The 18,882-nt window shown below is 64.0% G+C and carries 15 protein-coding genes; 10 read left to right on the forward strand and 5 right to left on the reverse strand.

Going from position 1 to position 18,882, the window contains the following annotated elements:
* Positions 1 to 33: 33 nt before the first annotated feature.
* Entirely contained in the window at positions 34 to 1,161 is a 1,128-nt protein-coding gene (locus LOY22_RS01085; RefSeq protein WP_093377313.1) for a TIGR03364 family FAD-dependent oxidoreductase, read from the forward strand.
* A 2-nt stretch (positions 1,162 to 1,163) separates the two neighbouring features.
* Positions 1,164 to 1,718 carry a phosphonate degradation HD-domain oxygenase gene (locus tag LOY22_RS01090; protein WP_258595847.1) on the forward strand — a complete coding sequence of 185 codons (555 nt, stop codon included), beginning with the start codon at positions 1,164 to 1,166 and terminating at the stop codon, positions 1,716 to 1,718.
* Here LOY22_RS01090 and LOY22_RS01095 read toward each other — a convergent pair.
* Together LOY22_RS01095 and LOY22_RS01100 are read right to left on the reverse strand one after the other, a co-directional pair.
* Entirely contained in the window at positions 1,701 to 3,065 is a 1,365-nt protein-coding gene (locus tag LOY22_RS01095) for a DUF3482 domain-containing protein (RefSeq protein WP_093377304.1), read from the reverse strand. The two genes, LOY22_RS01090 and LOY22_RS01095, sit on opposite strands and share 18 nt — an antisense overlap.
* Positions 3,058 to 4,449: a DUF2868 domain-containing protein gene (locus tag LOY22_RS01100; protein ID WP_093377299.1), complete on the reverse strand. Its 1,392-nt coding sequence runs from the start codon at positions 4,447 to 4,449 to the stop codon at positions 3,058 to 3,060. Before LOY22_RS01100 ends, LOY22_RS01095 begins: the two co-directional genes overlap by 8 nt.
* 63 nt (positions 4,450 to 4,512) lie before the next feature.
* Here LOY22_RS01100 and LOY22_RS01105 point away from each other — a divergent pair, with 63 nt between their 5' ends.
* Complete coding sequence (locus LOY22_RS01105; RefSeq protein ID WP_258595851.1) at positions 4,513 to 5,031, forward strand: dihydrofolate reductase; 519 nt, start codon at positions 4,513 to 4,515, stop codon at positions 5,029 to 5,031.
* Between the two features lie 40 nt (positions 5,032 to 5,071).
* Here LOY22_RS01105 and LOY22_RS01110 read toward each other — a convergent pair whose 3' ends face one another.
* Positions 5,072 to 6,463 (reverse strand): L-cystine transporter, encoded by a 1,392-nt coding sequence (locus LOY22_RS01110; protein WP_045201857.1) that lies wholly within the window; start codon positions 6,461 to 6,463, stop codon positions 5,072 to 5,074.
* A 240-nt stretch (positions 6,464 to 6,703) separates the two neighbouring features.
* Here LOY22_RS01110 and LOY22_RS01115 point away from each other — a divergent pair, with 240 nt between their 5' ends.
* The 4 genes from LOY22_RS01115 (at position 6,704) to LOY22_RS01130 (ending at position 11,883) form a co-directional block, all read left to right on the forward strand.
* On the forward strand, positions 6,704 to 7,759 hold the full coding sequence (locus tag LOY22_RS01115) for a haloacid dehalogenase-like hydrolase (RefSeq protein ID WP_258595853.1): 1,056 nt from the start codon (positions 6,704 to 6,706) through the stop codon (positions 7,757 to 7,759).
* 80 nt (positions 7,760 to 7,839) lie between these two features.
* On the forward strand, positions 7,840 to 8,373 hold the full coding sequence (locus LOY22_RS01120) for an RNA polymerase sigma factor (protein ID WP_258595855.1): 534 nt from the start codon (positions 7,840 to 7,842) through the stop codon (positions 8,371 to 8,373).
* A 29-nt stretch (positions 8,374 to 8,402) separates the two neighbouring features.
* The gene (locus LOY22_RS01125) at positions 8,403 to 9,347 is read left to right on the forward strand and encodes a FecR family protein (protein ID WP_258595857.1); all 945 of its coding nucleotides are present in this window, start codon (positions 8,403 to 8,405) and stop codon (positions 9,345 to 9,347) included.
* A gap of 130 nt (positions 9,348 to 9,477) precedes the next feature.
* Positions 9,478 to 11,883 (forward strand): TonB-dependent receptor, encoded by a 2,406-nt coding sequence (locus tag LOY22_RS01130; RefSeq protein WP_258595859.1) that lies wholly within the window; start codon positions 9,478 to 9,480, stop codon positions 11,881 to 11,883.
* Between the two features lie 71 nt (positions 11,884 to 11,954).
* Here LOY22_RS01130 and ilvD read toward each other — a convergent pair whose 3' ends face one another.
* On the reverse strand, positions 11,955 to 13,796 hold the full coding sequence (gene ilvD, locus LOY22_RS01135) for a dihydroxy-acid dehydratase (protein ID WP_045201867.1): 1,842 nt from the start codon (positions 13,794 to 13,796) through the stop codon (positions 11,955 to 11,957).
* A 315-nt stretch (positions 13,797 to 14,111) separates the two neighbouring features.
* On the opposite strand from ilvD, the gene LOY22_RS01140 reads away from it, so the two are divergent.
* Positions 14,112 to 15,785, forward strand: a complete 1,674-nt coding sequence (locus tag LOY22_RS01140; protein ID WP_258595862.1) for a DUF4153 domain-containing protein — start codon at positions 14,112 to 14,114, stop codon at positions 15,783 to 15,785.
* 58 nt (positions 15,786 to 15,843) lie between these two features.
* On the opposite strand, the gene LOY22_RS01145 is transcribed toward LOY22_RS01140, so the two are convergent.
* Positions 15,844 to 17,040, reverse strand: coding sequence for a class I SAM-dependent rRNA methyltransferase (locus LOY22_RS01145; RefSeq protein WP_010222172.1), 1,197 nt, complete (start codon positions 17,038 to 17,040; stop codon positions 15,844 to 15,846).
* A 154-nt stretch (positions 17,041 to 17,194) separates the two neighbouring features.
* Here LOY22_RS01145 and LOY22_RS01150 point away from each other — a divergent pair, with 154 nt between their 5' ends.
* On the forward strand, positions 17,195 to 18,061 hold the full coding sequence (locus tag LOY22_RS01150; RefSeq protein WP_045201871.1) for an HDOD domain-containing protein: 867 nt from the start codon (positions 17,195 to 17,197) through the stop codon (positions 18,059 to 18,061).
* Between the two features lie 3 nt (positions 18,062 to 18,064).
* A complete protein-coding gene (gene mutM / locus LOY22_RS01155; RefSeq protein ID WP_045201873.1) occupies positions 18,065 to 18,877 on the forward strand; it encodes a bifunctional DNA-formamidopyrimidine glycosylase/DNA-(apurinic or apyrimidinic site) lyase in 813 nt (270 codons plus the stop codon).
* Positions 18,878 to 18,882 lie beyond the last annotated feature (5 nt).

Consider the following 18,882-nt stretch of genomic DNA (forward strand, 5'->3'; position numbering starts at 1 on the left):
TGCCCCGCGATAGCATTTTTGAAGGAACCTCAGATGACCGATCTACTCATCGTCGGCGCCGGCATCCTCGGCCTGTCCCATGCCTACGCCGCTGCCCGGCGCGGGCTCAAAGTGCGGGTCTTCGAGCGCAGCGCGACGCCCCTGGGCGCTTCGGTGCGCAACTTCGGCCAGGCCCTGGTAACCGGCCAGCCACCCGGCCAGATGCTCGAACTGGCCAAGGCCAGCAGTGGTATATGGAAGCACTGGGCGCAGCAGGCCGGCTTCGAGCTCAAGGCCAATGGCTCGCTGCTGTTTGCTCGCACTGCGCTGGAGCTGGAACTGCTCGAAGCCTTCTGTGCCGAGCGCGCGCCACAACATGATTACCAGGTGGAACTGCTCAGCGGCGCCGCCTTGAACGACCTGTACGGCGGCCAGTTTCGCCACCACCGCGCCGCCTTGCGTGGCTTGCAAGACCAGCAGTTGTATTCCCGCGAAGCGCTGCCGAGCCTGATCCGCTTCCTGCAGCAGGAACTGGATGTAGCGTTTCACTTTTCAACCTTGGTACGTGCTATCGAACCTGGTCGCGTATCGACCACGGCGGGGGACTTCAGCGCCAGACAGATCGTGGTCTGCTCCGGCCACGACTACCAGACCCTGCTCGCCGAACCCATCTCCGCCCTGCAACCGCAGGTTTGCCGTCTGCAGATGCTGCGCGCCCGGCCGCGCTTCAAGCTCGACCTGCAGCACGCCTTGCTGACTGGCCTGAGCTGTGTGCACTACGGCGCCTTCGCCGACCTGCCGCAGGCCCAGGCGCTGAAAGCGCAACTGCAGGCCAACAGCCCGCACCTGCTGGAGCATGGCATCCACCTGCTGATCAGCCCGACGCCCCATGGCGAGCTGATCATCGGCGACTCCCATGCCTATGGCAGCGATGCTTCACCGTTCAACGCCGAGCAGGTCGACAACTGGATGATCGAGCTGGCCGAGCAGACCCTGGGCGGGCGCATCGAGGTGGTCGAACGCTGGCAGGGCGTCTATGGTTCAGGCGGGCCGGGGCCGTTTTCCTTGCTGCAGGTGGCGCCGGGTATCAGCGCTGCGCTGATGCACAGCGGCGTCGGCATGAGCGTCGGCCCGGCCCTGGCCGAGCAACATATCGCCCGTTTGCTGGAGGAGAGTGACTGATCATGGTTAGTGCCGAACAGATTGTCAGCGAGGTCTTCGCCTTGTATCAGCAGCATGGCAATGAGGACTACATCGGCGAGCCGGTTTCGCAGCTCGAGCATATGTCCCAGGCGGCGCAACTGGCGTTGGCCGAGGGCTATGACGACGAGGTGGTACTGGCGGCGTTCTTCCATGACATCGGCCATATCTGTGGCAGCGCCGAAGGCGACATGGGCGGCTATGGCGTGGTCAGCCATGAGCGTGTTGGCGCCAACTACCTGCGCCGCTGCGGCTTCAGCGAGCGTTTGGCCAGGCTGGTGGAGTACCACGTCGAGGCCAAGCGCTACCTGACCTTGCGCCAGCCGGGTTATTACCAGCGCCTGAGTGAGGCCAGCCGGCGCACCCTGGAGTACCAGGGCGGGGTGATGAGCGAGGCCGAGGCCGATGCCTTCGAGCAAGACCCGCTGTGCACGTTGAGCCTGCGCATGCGCCAGTGGGATGAGCTGGCCAAGGAGATGAATGTGCCGGTGATTGACCTGCAACTGCTCAAGGGCAAGGCGCTAAAGCTCCTGCACTAGCGCATCTATCTGCTCCTGGCGCTCGGCCTGATTCACTTTCGCCCCGGGATTGAGCGACGACCACTGCGGATGCGCCCGGGCCTTGCCCAGCGCTTGCGGCAGCTTGCCTTCGCGCCAGGTCTGTTCTTGTGGCGCCGTCAGCTTGATCCGCTCCAGCGCCGCATGGCCACGGGCATCCAGGGCGTGAATCAGCTGATGCTGACGCAACGCCAGCAGGCGCAACACACTGTCGTCCACCGTCAACTCGCGCTGGCCCTTGAGTTTGCCGAGCAGGCGCGAGCCGTAGCTGCGGGCAGTCTGTAGCGCGCCGCCGGCTATCGCCCCGGCCAGCGCCGCGGCACCGAGGGTCAGGCCGCCGACCAGCAAATCGACCCCGGCCCCGGCCGCCGCACCGGCTGCCACGCCACTGCCCAGGCGTACACCGAGCAGCTTGAGGGTTTCCGGGTTGAACAGGTCATCGCCCCAGCGCCCGTCGAGCAAAGGCAGGTCGCTGCTGGCGGCGTCTTCCTTGCGAAACGCATAGAGCTTGAGCAGCGCTTCGACGCAGCGTTGCTCGCGCTGGCGCACATCGCGGCGCAGGGCTTCGATGGCCACGGCTTCGGCGCCAGGCTCGGCGACCACACTGCGCCGGCAAGCGGCGCAGTCGAGCAGCAGGTCGGCGACCAGGCGCTTGGCGCTTTCACGCCGGGCCTGGCGCTGGGCCTGCTGATCGTCGATCAGGCGTTGCAGCGCTGGTCGTGAGTGCTCCAGCATCAACGCCAGGCTTTCGTACAGGCGGCGCTCGCCGTCTTCTGGCGGGGCGACGCTGTCGAAGCGCACCAGCGCATGCAGCCCCAGGCGCGCCAGGGCTTCGCGCCAGTCAGCTTCGCGATGGTCGCTACTGGCGACGAAGTTGAGCACCGGTAGCAACGGCCTGCCGCAGCCGGCCAGCACTTGCAGTTCGTCGCGGTACTTGGCCAACACCGGCTCGCGGGCATCGATCACATACAGGCCGGCATCGCTGGCCAGCAGTTGGCGCAGCACCTTGGCCTCCTGCTCGAAACGCTGGCGCGCCTCGCTACCCCGCAGAAAGCGCTCCAGCCGTGCCGGGCCATCGAGGCGTTCGCCCGGCCGTTCCAGGCGCTCAAGGTAGTCGAGCAGGGCGATGGCGTCTTCCAGCCCCGGGGTGTCGTAGAGTTCGAGCAACGGCTCGCCGTCCACCGACAGGCGTGCGCCCTCGACATGACGGGTGGTGCTCGGCCGATGCGAGACCTCGCCGAAGCCGACATCGCGGGTCAGGGTGCGCAGCAGCGAGGTCTTGCCAACGTTGGTGTGGCCGACCACGGCCAGTTTCAGCGGCTTAGTCATGGCCATGCTCCAGCCAGTTCAGCGGGGCGCTGTCGGCGTAGCTCAAACCCAGCTGTTCCAGGGCCTGATGCCAGTCGCCCAGGCGTTCAGCGTCCAGCGCCTGACCGGGCATTGCCTGCAGCAGCCAGATGCGCGTGGCCCCGGCATTGCGCGCAAGCTCGGCGAGTAGCGCCAGGCTGCCGCGGTCGGGCGAGCGGCGCGGGTCGCAGGCAATCGCCAGGCGCGCTGGCGGAAAACGGCTGAGCTGTTCCAGCAGTTTGTTGCGCGACTCGCGGCTATCGAGGATACCGGCGTTGCTCACCGTTGCCGGCAGGGTAGGTGGCCACGGGCGTTTGTCGTCCAGCTCCAGGCCGACCAGCAGGGCGCCTTCGCTGTGTTCTTCACCAACGCCACGCACGATCTGCGGCAAGGCATCAGGCGCGGCGTCGTTGACGCCCAGGCGTTCGCTGCTGGGCATCAGCACATCGCGCAGCTGGCTGTAGCCGGGCAGCTTGAGGTCAAGTTGCAGGCGTGCCCGGCCACTGCGCCAGCGCCACAGGCACAGGGCGGCAAGCAGCAGGCGCGGAACGATACCGTATACCAGCAGCACGCCGAGCAGCCAGCCGGCCCAGGCCTGGCGGGCCAGCTCAAGTGCCGGTTGCGTGTCGCCGCTGGCGCGGATCATGGCCACGTCCGGCACGCTGAAGCCGAGTAATGCGGGCAGGGCGCCAAGGGCCTGGGTCAGGGCGACGAAGGTGTCGGCGCCGAGAATGGTGGTTTCCCAGACGAAGCCGTAACGTCGGGTGGCCAGCAGCATCAGCAGCATCAACAGCGCAGCGCTCAAGGCCAGCAGCCACAGGCTGTGCACCAACAGGCCGAGCAGCCAGCGATTGAGTTTTTGTCGCTGCAGCATCACCAGCAGGGCGGGGGCCAGGTGTGCGGCCTGGGCATCGCGGGCGAATTTTTCGCTCAGCCACAGCCACAGGCGACCAAGGCTGGCGCCCTGTTCACCGGCCAGAAAAAAGCCCAGCAGCCAGCCCAGCAACAGCAGCAGGTTCAACCCGAGCAGGCTGCCCAGGGCCCAGAACACGTTGACCGGGCGCAGGCTGTCGCCGAGGGCGGCCAGGGCCAGGCCGGCGCCGCTGAGCACGGCCAGTACCACCAGGGCTGCCAGCGCCAGGCGAGCGCCTTGTTTCCAGTGTTGCAGGGCGCTGCGCATGCCGTCGCGTTCGGCCAGCCACAGGGCGCGGCTTTCGATGCGCGCCGGCAGGTCGCCGCCTGCCTGGCGGGCGCGGCGGTTGGCTTCCTGGTCTTCCAAGGGGCCTGCATGTTCTTCGCGCAGGCGCACGGCTTCGGTGAGCCAGCGTTTGTCCAGGTCAGTCAGTGCAGTCACACGGTCTTCCATTGATCAAGTCAGCCCAAAGCATAACCCAGGCATCGAAGATCGGGCTTTGCTATCCTCGCCGGCATGAAAACATCACTCCCCCTCAGCCTGATCGCGGCCCTCGCCGAGAACCGCGTGATCGGCATCGACAACAGCATGCCCTGGCACTTGCCGGGGGATTTCAAGTATTTCAAGGCCACCACCCTGGGCAAGCCGATCATCATGGGGCGCAAGACCTGGGATTCGCTGGGTCGCCCACTGCCGGGGCGCTTGAACCTGGTGGTCAGCCGCCAGCCGGGCTTGCAGCTCGAAGGTGCCGAAGTGTTCGCCTCGCTGGAGGCTGCCATTGAGCGTGCCGAGCAGTGGGCACTGGCGCAGGGCGTCGACGAGCTGATGCTGATCGGCGGCGCGCAGCTGTATACCCAGGCCATCGAGCGCGGCCTGGCGGATCGCCTGTACCTGACCCGGGTTGAACTCAGCCCGCAAGGGGATGCGTGGTTTCCTGAGTTTGATCCGGCGCAGTGGAGGCTGGCGTCGACTCAGGCCAATCCGGCTGAGGGTGACAAGCCGGCGTATCACTTCGAGGTCTGGGAAAAGGCCTGAAATGCATCGCGGGGCAAGTCGAGGCCCCGCGATGAGGTCGTCAGGAGTGCGTCAGCTGCGCATGTTCCTGCGCATCCAGCACCGACTTGTCGGTCTGTTTGAGCATCTGGCTGGTAATCGCCCCGGCCGTCATTGAGCCGTTGACGTTCAGCGCCGTGCGGCCCATGTCGATCAGCGGCTCGACCGAGATCAGCAAGGCCACCAGCTCCACCGGCAAGCCCATGGCCGGCAATACGATCAGCGCCGCGAAAGTCGCACCGCCGCCGACACCGGCAACACCTGCCGAGCTCAGGGTGACGATCGCCACCAGGGTGGCAATCCACAGCGGGTCAAACGGATCGATGCCCACCGCTGGCGCCACCATCACCGCCAACATTGCCGGGTACAGGCCGGCACAGCCGTTCTGGCCAATGGTTGCGCCAAATGACGCGGCAAAGCTTGCGATCGACTGCGGAATACCCAGGCGCAGGGTTTGCGCCTCGATGCTCAGCGGGATGCTGGCGGCGCTGGAGCGGCTGGTGAAGGCGAAGGTCAGTACCGGCCAGACCTTGCGGAAGAAGCGCAGCGGGTTGACGCCGCTCATCGCCAGCAGCACGCCGTGTACCACGAACATCAGGCCCAGGCCGATGTACGAGACCACCACGAAGCTGCCGAGCTTGAGGATGTCGTCGAGGTTCGAGCTGGCCACTACCTTGGTCATCAACGCCAGCACGCCGTAGGGGGTGAGCTTCATCACCAGGCGCACTAGGCGCATCACCCAGGCTTGCAGGGTGTCGATGGCGGCCAGGGCGCGGTTGCCCTTCTCGGCGTCATCCTTGAGCAACTGCAGGGCGGCCATGCCGAGGAACACGGCAAAGATCACCACGCTGATGATCGAGGTCGGCTTGGCCCGGGCCAGGTCGCCTACCGGGTTGCTGGGGATGAACGACAGCAGCAATTGCGGGATGTTCAGGTCGGTGACCTTGCCCACGTAGTCGCTCTGGATCGCCGCCATGCGCGCGGTTTCGGCGGTACCGGCCACCAGGCCTTCGGCGGTCAGGCCAAACAGGTTGGTCAGCACGATACCGATCAACGCGGCGATGGCCGTGGTGAACAGCAGCGTGCCGATGGTCAGGAAGCTGATCTTGCCCAGCGACGAAGCATTGTGCAGGCGCGCCACGGCACTGAGGATCGAGGCGAAGATCAGCGGCATGACGATCATCTGCAGCAACTGCACGTAGCCGTTGCCGACCAGGTCGAGCCAACTGATGGTGGCCTTGAGGACCGGGTTGCCGGCGCCGTAAATGGCATGCAGGGCAGCGCCAAACAGCACGCCGAGGACCAGGCCGACCAGCACTTTCTTGGCCAGGCTCCAGTTGCCATGACGGGTTTGCGCCAGGCCTAGCAGCAAGGCCAGGAACGCCAGCAGATTGAGAGACAACGGCAGATTCATTGAAGCTCCAGGAAAAAAGGCGGGGCATCGCCTCTGTGTGCGATTGCGAACAGAAATGCTAACAGCATGAAAACCAACGAATTTATATCGAAATGGAATTTCGATAGTCGTTTTTGGAATAACGCCAGGTCGCAAACAGAATGCTCTTGGCCGCTCAGGGGCGTGTCGGTGTCGCTGTCGGGTCGGTGCGCATTGCAGGCTTTGCTAGCGTGGGCGGGCCACTTTTCTGGAGAAAAGCACATGACGTCTGCTCCGAAAGTCCTCGCCGCCGGCCTCGCCCTGCTGCTCGCCGGGCACAGCTGGGCCACCGAGCTCAAGCACTGGCCGGCCGAGGCTGCCAAGCAACTGGACAGCATGATCGCGGCCAATGCCAATAAGGGCAACTATGCGGTCTTCGACATGGACAACACCAGCTACCGCTTCGACCTCGAAGAATCGCTGCTGCCGTTCATGGAGAACAAGGGCCTGCTCAGCCGCGACAAACTCGACCCGTCGCTCAAGCTCATCCCCTTCAAAGACACCGCCGAGCACAAGGAGAGCCTGTTCAGCTACTACTATCGGCTCTGCGAAATCGACGACATGGTCTGCTACCCCTGGGTCGCCCAGGTGTTTTCCGGTTTCACCCTCAAGGAGCTCAAGGGCTATGTCGACGAGCTGATGGCCTCGGGCAAGCCGGTGCCGAGCACCTATTACGAGGGTGATCAGGTCAAGCCCATCGAGGTGCAACCGCCGAAAGTGTTCGCCGGCCAGGCCGAGCTGTTCAACAAGCTGATGGAGAACGGCATTGAGGTCTACGTGATCAGCGCCGCCTCCGAAGAGCTGGTGCGCATGGTCGCTGCCGACCCCAAGTACGGCTACAACGTCAAACCGCAGAACGTGATCGGCGTCAGTCTGCTGCTCAAGGACCGCAACAGCGGCGCCCTGACCACCGCGCGCAAGCAGATCAGCGCCGGCAGCTATGACCCGCAGGCCAACATGGGCCTTGAGCTGACCCCGTATCTGTGGACCCCGGCCACCTGGATGGCCGGCAAGCAGGCGGCCATCCTCACCTATATCGACGAATGGAAGAAGCCGGTGCTGGTCGGTGGCGATACTCCGACCAGTGACGGCTACATGCAGTTTCATAGCGTCGACGTGGCCAAGGGCGGCATCCACCTGTGGATAAACCGTAAGGCCAAGTACATGGACCAGCTCAACGGCATGATCGCCAAGCATGCCGCGGCGCAGGCCAAGGAGGGCTTGCCGGTGACGGCGGACAAGAACTGGGTGATCGTTACACCGGAGCAGATTCAGTAAGCAAAATAGATATCAATTGCGAATTTATCTCATCTTCTGCTAGCGTGCGCGCACCTTGAGGTCCACCGCCAGGAAGTACCGTGTCTTCGTGGAATACGCAGATTGCCCGCCTGTTTGCCGAGCACAAGAAAGCGCTGGAAGCCTTTGTTGCGCGCCGCACGGGCAATTCGCAGGTGGCAGCCGACCTGACCCAGGAATCTTTCCTGCGCCTGGCGCGGCTGCCTGCCGACAAGAAGATCGACAACCTGCCGGCCTTTCTTTTCACCATTGCCAGCAACCTGATCCGTGACCACCAGCGCCAGGCCATCCGCCGCGAGCGCCTGGACGGCGGTGAGCCCAGCGACGAGCTGGCCTGCGAAGCGCCCGGGGCCGACGAGCAACTCTCGGCGCTGCAGGAACAAGCGCTGATGCACGAGGCCATTCAGGCCCTGCCCGAGGCGACCCGGCATATCTTCCTGCTTTATCATGTCGACGAATGTTCCTACCGGGAAATTGGCGAGCGGCTGCAGATTTCCCCGCGTAGTGTCGAATACCAATTGCGCCGTGCGCTGATCGACTGCCGGGCCTTTATCAAGGCGCGCTTGCTCAGTGGCACGCCGGGGCCGCGTCCATGAACCGGCCATTTGCAGTGACGGATACCCCGATGACCGACCCTCACGCCACGGATGCCGACGACCTGTTCGCCGAAGCCAGTGGCTGGTACTACCGCCTGCAGGCCGACGACGTCACGCCCGCAGAACGTGAGGCCTTCAGCGCCTGGCTGGGCCAGGGCCCGGAACAGGCCCAGGCCTGGGACGAGGTGCTTGGCCTGCTCGGGGCCCTGCGTGAGCCGGCACGGCAACTGCGTCAGGCCCAGCGCGCGCGTTGGCGCCGACCGCGGCTGCAGCTCTGGGCGAGTGCCGCGTCGGTATTGCTGATGGTCGCTTTACTGGTGAATAGCCCCTGGCCGGACCGCTGGCGTGCCGACTACGCCACCGCCACTGGCGAGTCGCGCAGCATTGCCTTGGCGGACGGTTCGCAACTGCAGCTCAACACCGACACGGCCGTGCAGGTCGAGCTGGCAGGTGGCGAGCGGCGGGTGCGGCTGCTGCGTGGCGAGGCGTGGTTCGAGGTCAGCCATGATCCGGCGCGGCCATTCGTGATTCGCTCCGGCGATGGCTGGGTGAAGGTGGTGGGCACGCGTTTCAGCGTCGCCCGGGAAGGTGACCAGACCCGAGTGCGGGTTGCCCAGGGCAAGGTCCAGGTCGGTGCCGACAGCCATCAGTCGGTGCTGCTGGAGCCTGGTCGCGCCGTCGAGTATCGCGGCACACAACTGGGTTCGGCACATGCTTTCGATGTGGCCGCCGAGTTCGCCTGGCGCCAACGCCAGCTGGTATTCCGCGAGCAGCCGCTGGTCGAAGTGGTCGATGCCCTCAACCGCTACTGGCCGGGGCAGACCCTGGTGCTGGGCGAGGGCCTGCGCCAGCGCAAGGTCTCGGGGGTGTTCGAGATCGACAAGCCCGAGGCGGTGCTCAAGGCCCTGACCCACACCCTGGGCCTGCGCGCCGAGCATTACACCCCGTATCTGCGGGTGTTGCGTGAGGGCTGAAAAATTTCTTACGAAAGTTTCAGGGTTTCCCCAGTAGCTGACGTCCTTGATCTCGTAGGCGCAAATAATAAGCACTCTCAGACAGTGCGGCGCTATTCAACGACTTCGACGATTCTGGGGAGCTTCACTGATGGAACATACCACCGCCACCCGGCGCCTGCCCGGCGTGCCCACCCTGCTGAGCCTGGCCATTGCCCTGGGCTGCGGCACACTGGCAACGCCGATACTGGCCGCGCCTGCCGCGCAAGCGCAGGAGTATCGCTTCGAGATTCCGGCGCAGTCGCTGGATGCAGCGCTGGCGGCTTTCAGTGCGGTTACCCGGGTGCAGGTGCTGGTCGGCGCCGAGGTCACTCAGGGCTTGCGCTCCCCGGGCATCAGCGGCAGTTATCCACAGGACCAGGCACTGGCCCGCCTGCTGGCTGGCACTGGCCTGAGCGCCAGCTACATCGATCGCGACAGCGTGACCCTGGAAAAACGCCAGGGTGAAGAGGCGGCGCTGCAGTTGGGCGCGACCATGGTCGGCGGCAAGGTGCTTGGGGCTACTACCGAAGGCAGCCAGTCCTACACCACCGGTGCGTTGACCATCGGCAAGGGCGAACAGAAGCTCAAGGACATTCCGCAGTCGGTGTCGGTGGTCACCCGCCAGCGCCTGGACGACCAGAACATGAACAGCCTGCAGGACGCCATGCGTCAGGTGACCGGGGCGACGATCAAAAGCTACAACTCCGGCTCCAGCCTCAACGACGTGTACATGCGCGGCTTCCTGGTCGATCAGGTGCAGGTCGATGGTGTTTCGCAAATGACTGGCCAGGGCGACCTGATGACCAGCTTCGACCTGGCGATGTTCGACCACGTCGAAGTGCTGCGCGGGCCTTCCGGCCTGTACCAGGGCGCGGGTGAACCTGGTGGCACCATCAACCTGGTGCGCAAGCGCGCCCTAGGCCAGTTCGCCCTGAGCGGCGAGCTGTCGGCAGGCTCCTACGATCATTACCACTCGACCGTCGACATCACCGGCCCGCTCAACAGCGACGGCAGCCTGCGCGGGCGCTTCGTCACCGCCTACGAAGACAACAAGTCCTTCGTCGACTACGCCCAGAACGAGCGGCCAATGGTTTACGGCCGGCTGGAATACGACGTGACCCCGGACACCACCCTATCGCTGGGCGGCGCCTATCAGAAAAACCATTCGACCCCGGCGTTCGGCCTGCCGGCGTACGCCAATGGCAAGCTGCTGGACGTCAAGCGCTCGACCTTTGTCGATGCCAAATGGAACGAACTGGACGAGCACGTCTGGGAAAGCTTCTTCGAAGTCGATCATGCCCTGGACAACGGCGGCCAGTTCAAGACCTCGCTGACTTACCGCGACGCCGAGACCCCGACCCGCAACTTCACCTGGAGCGACGGTGCGGTCGACCCGGCCACCGGCGCCAGCTCGGCCGTGGCCTATTCCTACTACACGCACATCAAGACCCTGGGCCTGGACAGCTTCGTGACCTTGCCAGTGGAAGCCTTTGGCCGTACCCACGAGCTGACGGTGGGCGCCGAATACCAGCACCTGGACAAGGACTTCACCTACGGCGGCGGAGAATACTTCGACACCAACGTGTTCGACCCGGGCAGCATCAATATCCCTAAGCAGAAGTACCAAATGGACAACGGCAACTGGTCGAAATCGCACCAGTACGGCCTCTACGCCCGCACCAAGATCAGCGCCACCGACTGGCTGGACGTGATCCTCGGCAGCCGGGTGACCTGGTTCGAAAGCGAAGCGCACAACGCCAACGCCTTCTTCAACAACTTCAACAGCACCGAGTCGAGCATCAACCGCAAGGTCATCCCCTATGGCGCGCTGGTGGCCAAACTGACCCCGGAACTGTCGGCCTATGCCAGCTACACCAGCGTGTTCAAGCCGCAGACCGATGTGAATGCCGGCGGCGAGACCATCGCCCCGCGCAAAGGCAAGCAGTACGAAATCGGCCTCAAGCGCGAGTTTTATGAGGGGCGCTTGAATGGCAGCGTGGCGCTGTTTCGCATCTACGACGAAAACCGCGCCGAGCTGGTCGCCAACAACCAGTACTACGAGCCGCAAGGCAAGATCCGTAGCCAGGGTTGGGAAACCGAGCTGAGCGGCAACCTCACCGACAACTGGAGCATCAGCACCGGCTACGCCTTCACCATGCTCAAGTCGCTGAGCGGCGAAGACACCAACCAGGGCACCACCATCACCCCCAAGCACAACTTCAACCTGTGGACGCGCTACGAGTTCGCCGATGGCCCGTTGAAGGACTTCAGTGTCGGTGGCGGGCTACGGGCGGTGAGCGCCACCTACTACAAGCGTGACGTCGACTTCGTCCAGGGCGGCTACAGCATTGCCACGGCCCAGGTAGGGTACAAAATCAACCAGAACCTGTCGGCAACGCTGACGGCCAACAACCTGTTCGATCGTACCTACTATGAGCGGGTGGACAGTTCGTGGGGGTCGAACTTCTATGGCGAACCGCGCAACCTGACCTTTACTGTACGGGCCAAGTACTGAGTTGAGGCCATCGCGGGGCAAGCCCGCTCCCACACCTGTGGGAGCGGGCTTGCCCCGCGATGCTTTTCTGCTTACAGCCCGTCGAGCAGTGCCTTGTTACGTACCGCGCCCTTGTCGGCGCTGGTCGCCAGCAGGGCGTAGGCCTTGAGCGCCGTGGTCACTTTGCGTGGCCGCGCTTCGACCGGCTTCCAGCCTTTCTTGTCTTGCTCGATACGGCGCGCCGCCAGCTCTTCATCGCTGACCAGCAGGTTGATCGAGCGGTTGGGGATGTCGATCAGCACCTTGTCGCCGTCCTGCACCAGGCCGATAGCGCCGCCGGCTGCGGCTTCTGGCGAAGCGTGGCCGATCGACAGGCCCGAGGTGCCGCCAGAGAAACGGCCGTCGGTGAGCAGGGCGCAGGCTTTGCCCAGGCCCTTGGACTTGAGGTACGAGGTCGGGTAGAGCATCTCTTGCATGCCCGGGCCGCCTTTCGGGCCTTCGTAGCGGATGATGACGATGTCACCGGCCTTCACTTCGTCAGCAAGGATGCCGCGCACGGCGCTGTCCTGGCTTTCGAAGATCTTGGCGTTGCCTTCGAAGACGTGGATCGACTCGTCGACGCCGGCGGTTTTCACCACGCAGCCGTCCAGGGCGATGTTGCCGTACAGCACCGCCAGGCCGCCTTCTTGCGAGTAGGCGTGCTCGACGCTGCGGATGCAGCCGTTTTCACGGTCGTCGTCCAGGCTCGGCCAGCGGGTCGACTGGCTGAACGCGGTCTGGGTCGGAATACCGGCCGGGCCCGCCTTGAAGAAGTGGTGCACCGCTTCGTCGCTGGTCTGGGTGATGTCCCACTTGGCGATGGCTTCTTCCATGCTCGGGCTGTGCACGGTCGGCAGGTCGGTGTGCAGCAGGCCGCCACGGGCCAGCGAGCCGAGGATGCTGAAGATGCCGCCGGCGCGGTGGACGTCTTCCATGTGGTACTTCTGGATGTTCGGCGCCACTTTGCACAGCTGCGGCACTTTGCGCGACAGGCGATCGATGTCGCGCAGGTCGAAAGCGATCTCGGCTTCCTGGGCGGCGGCCAGCAGGTGCAGGATGGTGTTGGTCGAACCGCCCATGGCGATGTCGAGCATCATGGCGTTCTCGAACGCCTTGAAGTTGGCGATGTTGCGCGGCAGTACGCTCTGGTCGTTGTCGCCGTAGTAGCGCTTGCACAGCTCGACGATGGTGCGCCCGGCCTGCAGGAACAGCTGCTCGCGGTCGCTGTGGGTGGCCAGGGTCGAACCGTTGCCCGGCAGAGCCAAGCCCAGGGCTTCGGTCAGGCAGTTCATCGAGTTGGCGGTGAACATGCCGGAGCACGAACCGCAGGTCGGGCAGGCGCTGCGCTCGTACTCGGCGACTTTTTCATCGCTGGCAGTGGAGTCGGCGGCAATGACCATGGCATCGACCAGGTCCAGGCCGTGGCTGGCCAGTTTGGTCTTGCCGGCTTCCATCGGCCCGCCGGAAACAAAGATCACCGGGATGTTCAGGCGCAGGGCGGCCATCAGCATGCCGGGGGTGATCTTGTCGCAGTTGGAGATGCAGACGATGGCGTCGGCGCAGTGGGCGTTGACCATGTACTCGACCGAGTCGGCGATGATCTCGCGGCTTGGCAGCGAATAGAGCATGCCGTCATGGCCCATGGCGATGCCGTCGTCGACCGCGATGGTGTTGAATTCCTTGGCCACGCCACCGGCGCGTTCGATCTCGCGAGCCACCAGCTGGCCGAGGTCCTTCAGGTGCACGTGGCCCGGGACGAACTGGGTGAACGAGTTGGCGATGGCGATGATCGGTTTCTTGAAGTCTTCGTCCTTCATCCCGGTGGCACGCCAGAGGGCGCGGGCGCCGGCCATATTGCGGCCGTGGGTGGACGTTTTCGAGCGGTAATCAGGCATGAAGCACTCCTGGCGGCTAATCAGGTAACAAAAAGGGGAGTGAGCTTCTCTTGTCCTTTGCACCGAAGGCAGGTGGCCGCTGGTACGGATGAAGCCGAGATCGCCGCGGGATCGCCGTGCGCTCGGCCAGAGCTCATAAACCCGCCGGGGATGACTGGCGATGAATAGCCCGATTCTACACCGCTGCGGCCTTGAGGGAATGGCGTTGTGATAATTGGCCGTTGGTGCAGCCCGCAAGGTAAAGGCCTTGGCGTCGGCTGCCAGGCTTTGGGTAGACTTGCGCGTTTCGCACCCCACTGGCCAAAAGGATTTGCAATGCCTGCGATAAGTCGATCTTTACTGTTCTACCTGGCCATTGGCCTGCTGCAAGGCCTGGTGTTCCTCTTCGCCAGGCACATCCAGATTGATATCGCCGGGCTGCCATTTGGCCTGTGCGCCGCCGTGCTGGTGGCCGGGGTCAACCTGCAACTGCTCGGCAGTGCGGTGTTGCAACGCGGTACCGCCTGGCTGGTCCTGGGCCTGACGCTGCTGATCGGCTTTATCAGCAGCTGGACCTTCAGCCAGGACACCCTGGGCTGGGTCTGGCAGAGCTCATGGCTGGCCGCGGTTGTGGTGACCTACATCGGCACCGCCTTCATCCTCAGCTGGCCGACCCGCGAAGGGCTGCGGCCGCGTTATGAAGACCTGTTCCGGCATGCCTGGAACAACATCTTCATCGTCCTCCTGGCGCTGCTGTTCACTCTGTTGTTCTGGCTGCTGCTGTGGCTGTGCGGGCGCCTGTTCCTGATGCTCGGCATCCCCCAGGTCGAAGATGTGCTGACCTCGGCGCCAGTGGTGCGTATCGGTCTGGCTGTGGTGTTCTCCCTGGGGATGCGCATGGGCCTGGAGAACGAAAAGGTCATCGGCCTGTTGCGCGGTGTGCTGCTGACCCTGTGCCGTGTGTTGCTGCCACTGAGCGCACTGATCGCCTTGCTGTTCAGCCTGATGCTGCCGTTTACCGGGTTGCAGCCGATCTGGAACACCGGCTACTCGACCACCATCCTGCTGTTGCTGGTGGCCATCAACCTGTTTTTGGTCAACGGCGTGTTCCAGGATGGCCATCAGGCCAATCCCTATCCGGGTGTGCTCAAGCGCCTGGTCGAGGCCTGCTTGCTGTGCTTGCCGGTGCTGGTGGCGTTGGCGGGCTATTCAAGCTGGTTGCGGGTGAATCAGTACGGCCTGACGCCTGAGCGTATTCTCGCCCTGTTGCTGATTGGTGTGATGCAGGTGCACAGCCTTGCTGCGCTGTGGGCGGTGTTCGCCTCGGGCAAGGGCTGGCTCAATAGCCTGCGGGTCAGTAACCCGTGGATTGCCCTGCTCAGCGCGGTGCTGGTGGTGCTGTTCTATACCCCGCTGCTGAACCCTTTGCAGCTCAGTGCCAACAACCAGGTCGAGCGCTTGCTTAGCGGGCGCACCGCGATCCAGGAATTCGATGCCAGAACCTTGTATCACGGCCTGGGCAAGCCGGGACGTGAGGCGTTCACGGCGCTGCAAGAGCGGCTCAAGACTGACGAGCTGTTCGACGCTGAAGGGCGCAAGAGGCTGCAGTGGATCATGGAAGAATCCCACGCGCGGTATGGCGAAGACACTCGTGGGCCGAAACTGGAATGGTTGGGCCCCGAGCAGCCTGGCAGCGAGGCGTTCGCCAAGATGGTCATGGCCGAGACTCAATGCACCGGCAGGGGCTGCTTTTTGTGGGGCGTGGACATGGATGGCGACGGGCGCAACGAAGTGTTGATGATCCCGCGGCACACCTACGCATCCAGCGTTTTTCTGTTTGCCCGCGAGGGCAAGGGTGAGTGGCGCGAAGTCGGTAGCCTGCACAGTATTCGCGATAACACCGAGCGCCTGGTTCAGCTGATCCGCCATGGCCAGATGAAACCGGTGACGCCGCGCTACAAGACGCTGACCATTGATGGTGTCGACCTGACCTGGCAGCCCAACCGCTAGCGTCTTGCAGGCGAAAAAAATCCCGGCACCAGGCCGGGATTTTTTATAGCACCACGCCTTAGCTGTTAGGCAGCAGGCGGCAGGTGATGCTCTTGATGTAGCGGGTTTCCGGGATCGCCGGGTGCACCGGGTGATCCGGGCCCTGGCCGCCGCGCTCGAGCAGCTGGATGTTGCGGTCCAGGTGACGGGCGCTGGTCAGCAGGATGTTCTGCAGGTCGTCTTCAGGCAGGTGCATCGAGCACGATGCGCTGACCAGAATGCCGTCCTTGGTCAGCAGGCGCATGGCTTGCTCGTTCAGGCGGCGGTAGGCGCCTTCGCCATTTTTCAGGTCTTTCTTGCGCTTGATGAAGGCGGGCGGGTCGGCCACGATCACGTCGAAACGCTCTTCGGAGGCCTTGAGCTCTTTCAGCGCTTCGAACACATCGCCTTCGATGCAGGTCAGCTTCTCGGCAATGCCGTTGAGCCCGGCGTTACGCTCGACGCCGTCCAGAGCAAAGCCCGAGGCATCGACGCAGAACACTTCGCTGGCACCAAAGGCACCGGCCTGCACGCCCCAGCCGCCGATGTAGCTGAACAGGTCGAGCACGCGCTTGCCCTTGACGTACGGCGCCAGGCGCGCGCGGTTCATGCGGTGGTCGTAGAACCAGCCGGTCTTCTGGCCTTCCATGACCGGCGCCTCGAACTTCACGCCGTTCTCTTCCAGGGCTACCCATTCCGGCACCAGGCCGAACACGGTTTCAACGTAACGGCCCAGGCCTTCGGCGTCGCGCGCGGCCGAGTCGTTCTTGAACAGGATGCCGGTGGGCTTGAGCACCTGGACCAGCGCGGCAACCACGTCATCCTTGTGCTGTTCCATGGTCGCCGAAGCGAGCTGGACCACCAGGATATCGCCGAAACGATCGACCACCAGGCCCGGCAGCAAGTCGGAATCGCCGTACACCAGGCGGTAGAACGGCTTGTCGAACAGACGCTCGCGCAGCGACAGGGCTACGTTGATGCGGTGCACCAGCAGCGATTTGTCCAGGGCCAGCTTGGCGTCACGCGACAGCAGGCGGGCGCAGATCAGGTTGTTCGGGCTCATGGCGACGACGCCCAGGGCCTTGCCGCCGGCGGTCTCGAGGATCGCCTGGTCACCGGCCTTGAAGCCATGCAGCGGGGTCGCGGCGACGTCGATTTCGTTGCTGTAGACCCACAGGTGGCCGGCGCGCAGGCGGCGGTCGGCATTGGCTTTGAGACGAAGGCTGGGCAGGGACATGACGTCGCTCCGGGAAAAAAGAGCGGGATTATAACCCGATGCCTGACGCCTCGATGGGGAATAGCGACAAATTGCAACAGAGCGATGGCCTTTAGCTTCACCGCTGGCCAGTACGATCAGGTTAGAATCGCCGCTCAGCCCCGAGTGTGTACTTATGTCCCAGGAACTCTCCGCCGAACAGATCCAGCATGCCCTGCAAGGCATCAGCGTACCGCCGCAGCCGCAGATCATGGTTGACCTGCAGTTCGAGCAATACATGCCCGACCCTGACCTGGAGGTGATCGCCAAGCTGATCTCCCAGGACCCGGGCCTGTCCGGCGCGCTGCTCAAGCTGGTCAACTCGCCGTACTACGGCCTGACCAACAAGATCGCCTCGATCCAGCGCGCGGTGAACCTGCTCGGCAGCCGCTCGATCATCAACCTGATCAACGCCCAGTCGATCAAGGGCGAGATGAGCGACGACACCATCGTCACCCTCAACCGTTTCTGGGACACCGCCCAGGACGTAGCCATGACCTGCCTGACCCTGGCCAAGCGCATCGGCTCGCAGGCGGTGGACGAAGCCTATGCCCTGGGCCTGTTCCACGATTGCGGCGTGCCGTTGATGCTCAAACGCTTCCCCGAGTACATGAGCGTGCTCGAGGATGCCTACGCCAGCGCCGGTGCCGAGCAGCGGGTGGTCGACACCGAGAACCAGGTGTTCAACACCAACCACGCGGTGGTCGGTTACTACACCGCCAAGTCGTGGCGCCTGCCCGAGCACCTGAGCAACGCCATCGCCAACCATCACAACGCCCTGGCGGTATTCAGCGATGACTCGGCGCGCAACAGCCAGCTGAAAAACCTGCTGGCGATCCTGAAAATGGCCGAGCACATCTGCGCTTCGTACCGGGTGCTGGGCAACCAGAGCATCGACCACGAATGGAATACCGTCGGGCACCTGGTGCTCGATTATGTCGGCCTGTCCGAGTATGACTTCGAGAACCTCAAGCAGACCATTCGCGAACTGGGCGGTCACTGATCCATGCCGGAATTGCCAGAAGTCGAAACCACCCGGCGCGGTATTGCGCCTTACCTGGAGGGCCAGCGGGTCAGCCGGGTAATCGTGCGCGACCGGCGCCTGCGCTGGCCGATCCCCGAGGACCTCGACATTCGCCTTTCCGGGCAGCGCTTCGTCAAGGTCGAGCGGCGCGCCAAGTACCTGCTGCTCAATGCCGAAGTGGGCACCCTGATCAGCCACCTGGGCATGTCCGGTAATTTGCGCCTGGTCGAGATTGGATTGCCGGCGGCCAAGCACGAGCATGTGGATATCGAACTGGAGTCGGGCCTGGCCTTGCGCTACACCGACCCGCGGCGCTTCGGCGCGATGCTCTGGAGCCTCGATCCGCTCAACCATGAGCTGCTGATCAAGCTCGGCCCGGAGCCATTGACCGATCTGTTCGACGGCGAGCGGTTGTTCCAGCTGTCGCGGGGCAAGTCGATGGCGGTCAAGCCGTTCATCATGGACAACGCGGTGGTGGTCGGGGTTGGCAATATCTATGCAACCGAGGCGCTGTTCGCTGCCGGTATCGACCCGCGCCGCGAAGCCGGGGGCATTTCCCGGGCGCGCTACCTGAAGCTTGCGATCGAGATCAAGCGCATCCTCGCCTGCGCCATCGAGCGCGGCGGCACCACCTTGCGCGACTTTATCGGCGGCGACGGCCAGCCGGGCTACTTCCAGCAGGAACTGTTCGTCTACGGGCGCGGGGAAGAGCCTTGCAAGGTCTGCGGCAGCATCCTGCGTGAGGTCAAGCTTGGCCAGCGCGCCAGCGTCTACTGCCCACGCTGCCAGAAGTGAAGGTG

This window comes from Pseudomonas sp. B21-035 (assembly GCF_024748945.1).
Classification (GTDB): Bacteria; Pseudomonadota; Gammaproteobacteria; order Pseudomonadales; family Pseudomonadaceae; genus Aquipseudomonas.

Bases quoted from the DNA above. Each gene is read 5' to 3' on its own strand.
- LOY22_RS01105 (WP_258595851.1), top strand. From the start codon at position 4,513: ATGAAAACATCACTCCCCCTCAGCCTGATCGCGGCCCTCGCCGAGAAC.
- LOY22_RS01140 (WP_258595862.1), top strand. From the start codon at position 14,112: ATGCCTGCGATAAGTCGATCTTTACTGTTCTACCTGGCCATTGGCCTG.
- LOY22_RS01100 (WP_093377299.1), bottom strand. From the start codon at position 4,449: ATGGAAGACCGTGTGACTGCACTGACTGACCTGGACAAACGCTGGCTC.
- LOY22_RS01085 (WP_093377313.1), top strand. From the start codon at position 34: ATGACCGATCTACTCATCGTCGGCGCCGGCATCCTCGGCCTGTCCCAT.
- LOY22_RS01125 (WP_258595857.1), top strand. From the start codon at position 8,403: ATGACCGACCCTCACGCCACGGATGCCGACGACCTGTTCGCCGAAGCC.
- LOY22_RS01095 (WP_093377304.1), bottom strand. From the start codon at position 3,065: ATGACTAAGCCGCTGAAACTGGCCGTGGTCGGCCACACCAACGTTGGC.
- ilvD (WP_045201867.1), bottom strand. From the start codon at position 13,796: ATGCCTGATTACCGCTCGAAAACGTCCACCCACGGCCGCAATATGGCC.
- LOY22_RS01145 (WP_010222172.1), bottom strand. From the start codon at position 17,040: ATGTCCCTGCCCAGCCTTCGTCTCAAAGCCAATGCCGACCGCCGCCTG.
- LOY22_RS01150 (WP_045201871.1), top strand. From the start codon at position 17,195: ATGTCCCAGGAACTCTCCGCCGAACAGATCCAGCATGCCCTGCAAGGC.
- LOY22_RS01110 (WP_045201857.1), bottom strand. From the start codon at position 6,463: ATGAATCTGCCGTTGTCTCTCAATCTGCTGGCGTTCCTGGCCTTGCTG.
- LOY22_RS01090 (WP_258595847.1), top strand. From the start codon at position 1,164: ATGGTTAGTGCCGAACAGATTGTCAGCGAGGTCTTCGCCTTGTATCAG.
- mutM (WP_045201873.1), top strand. From the start codon at position 18,065: ATGCCGGAATTGCCAGAAGTCGAAACCACCCGGCGCGGTATTGCGCCT.
- LOY22_RS01130 (WP_258595859.1), top strand. From the start codon at position 9,478: ATGGAACATACCACCGCCACCCGGCGCCTGCCCGGCGTGCCCACCCTG.
- LOY22_RS01115 (WP_258595853.1), top strand. From the start codon at position 6,704: ATGACGTCTGCTCCGAAAGTCCTCGCCGCCGGCCTCGCCCTGCTGCTC.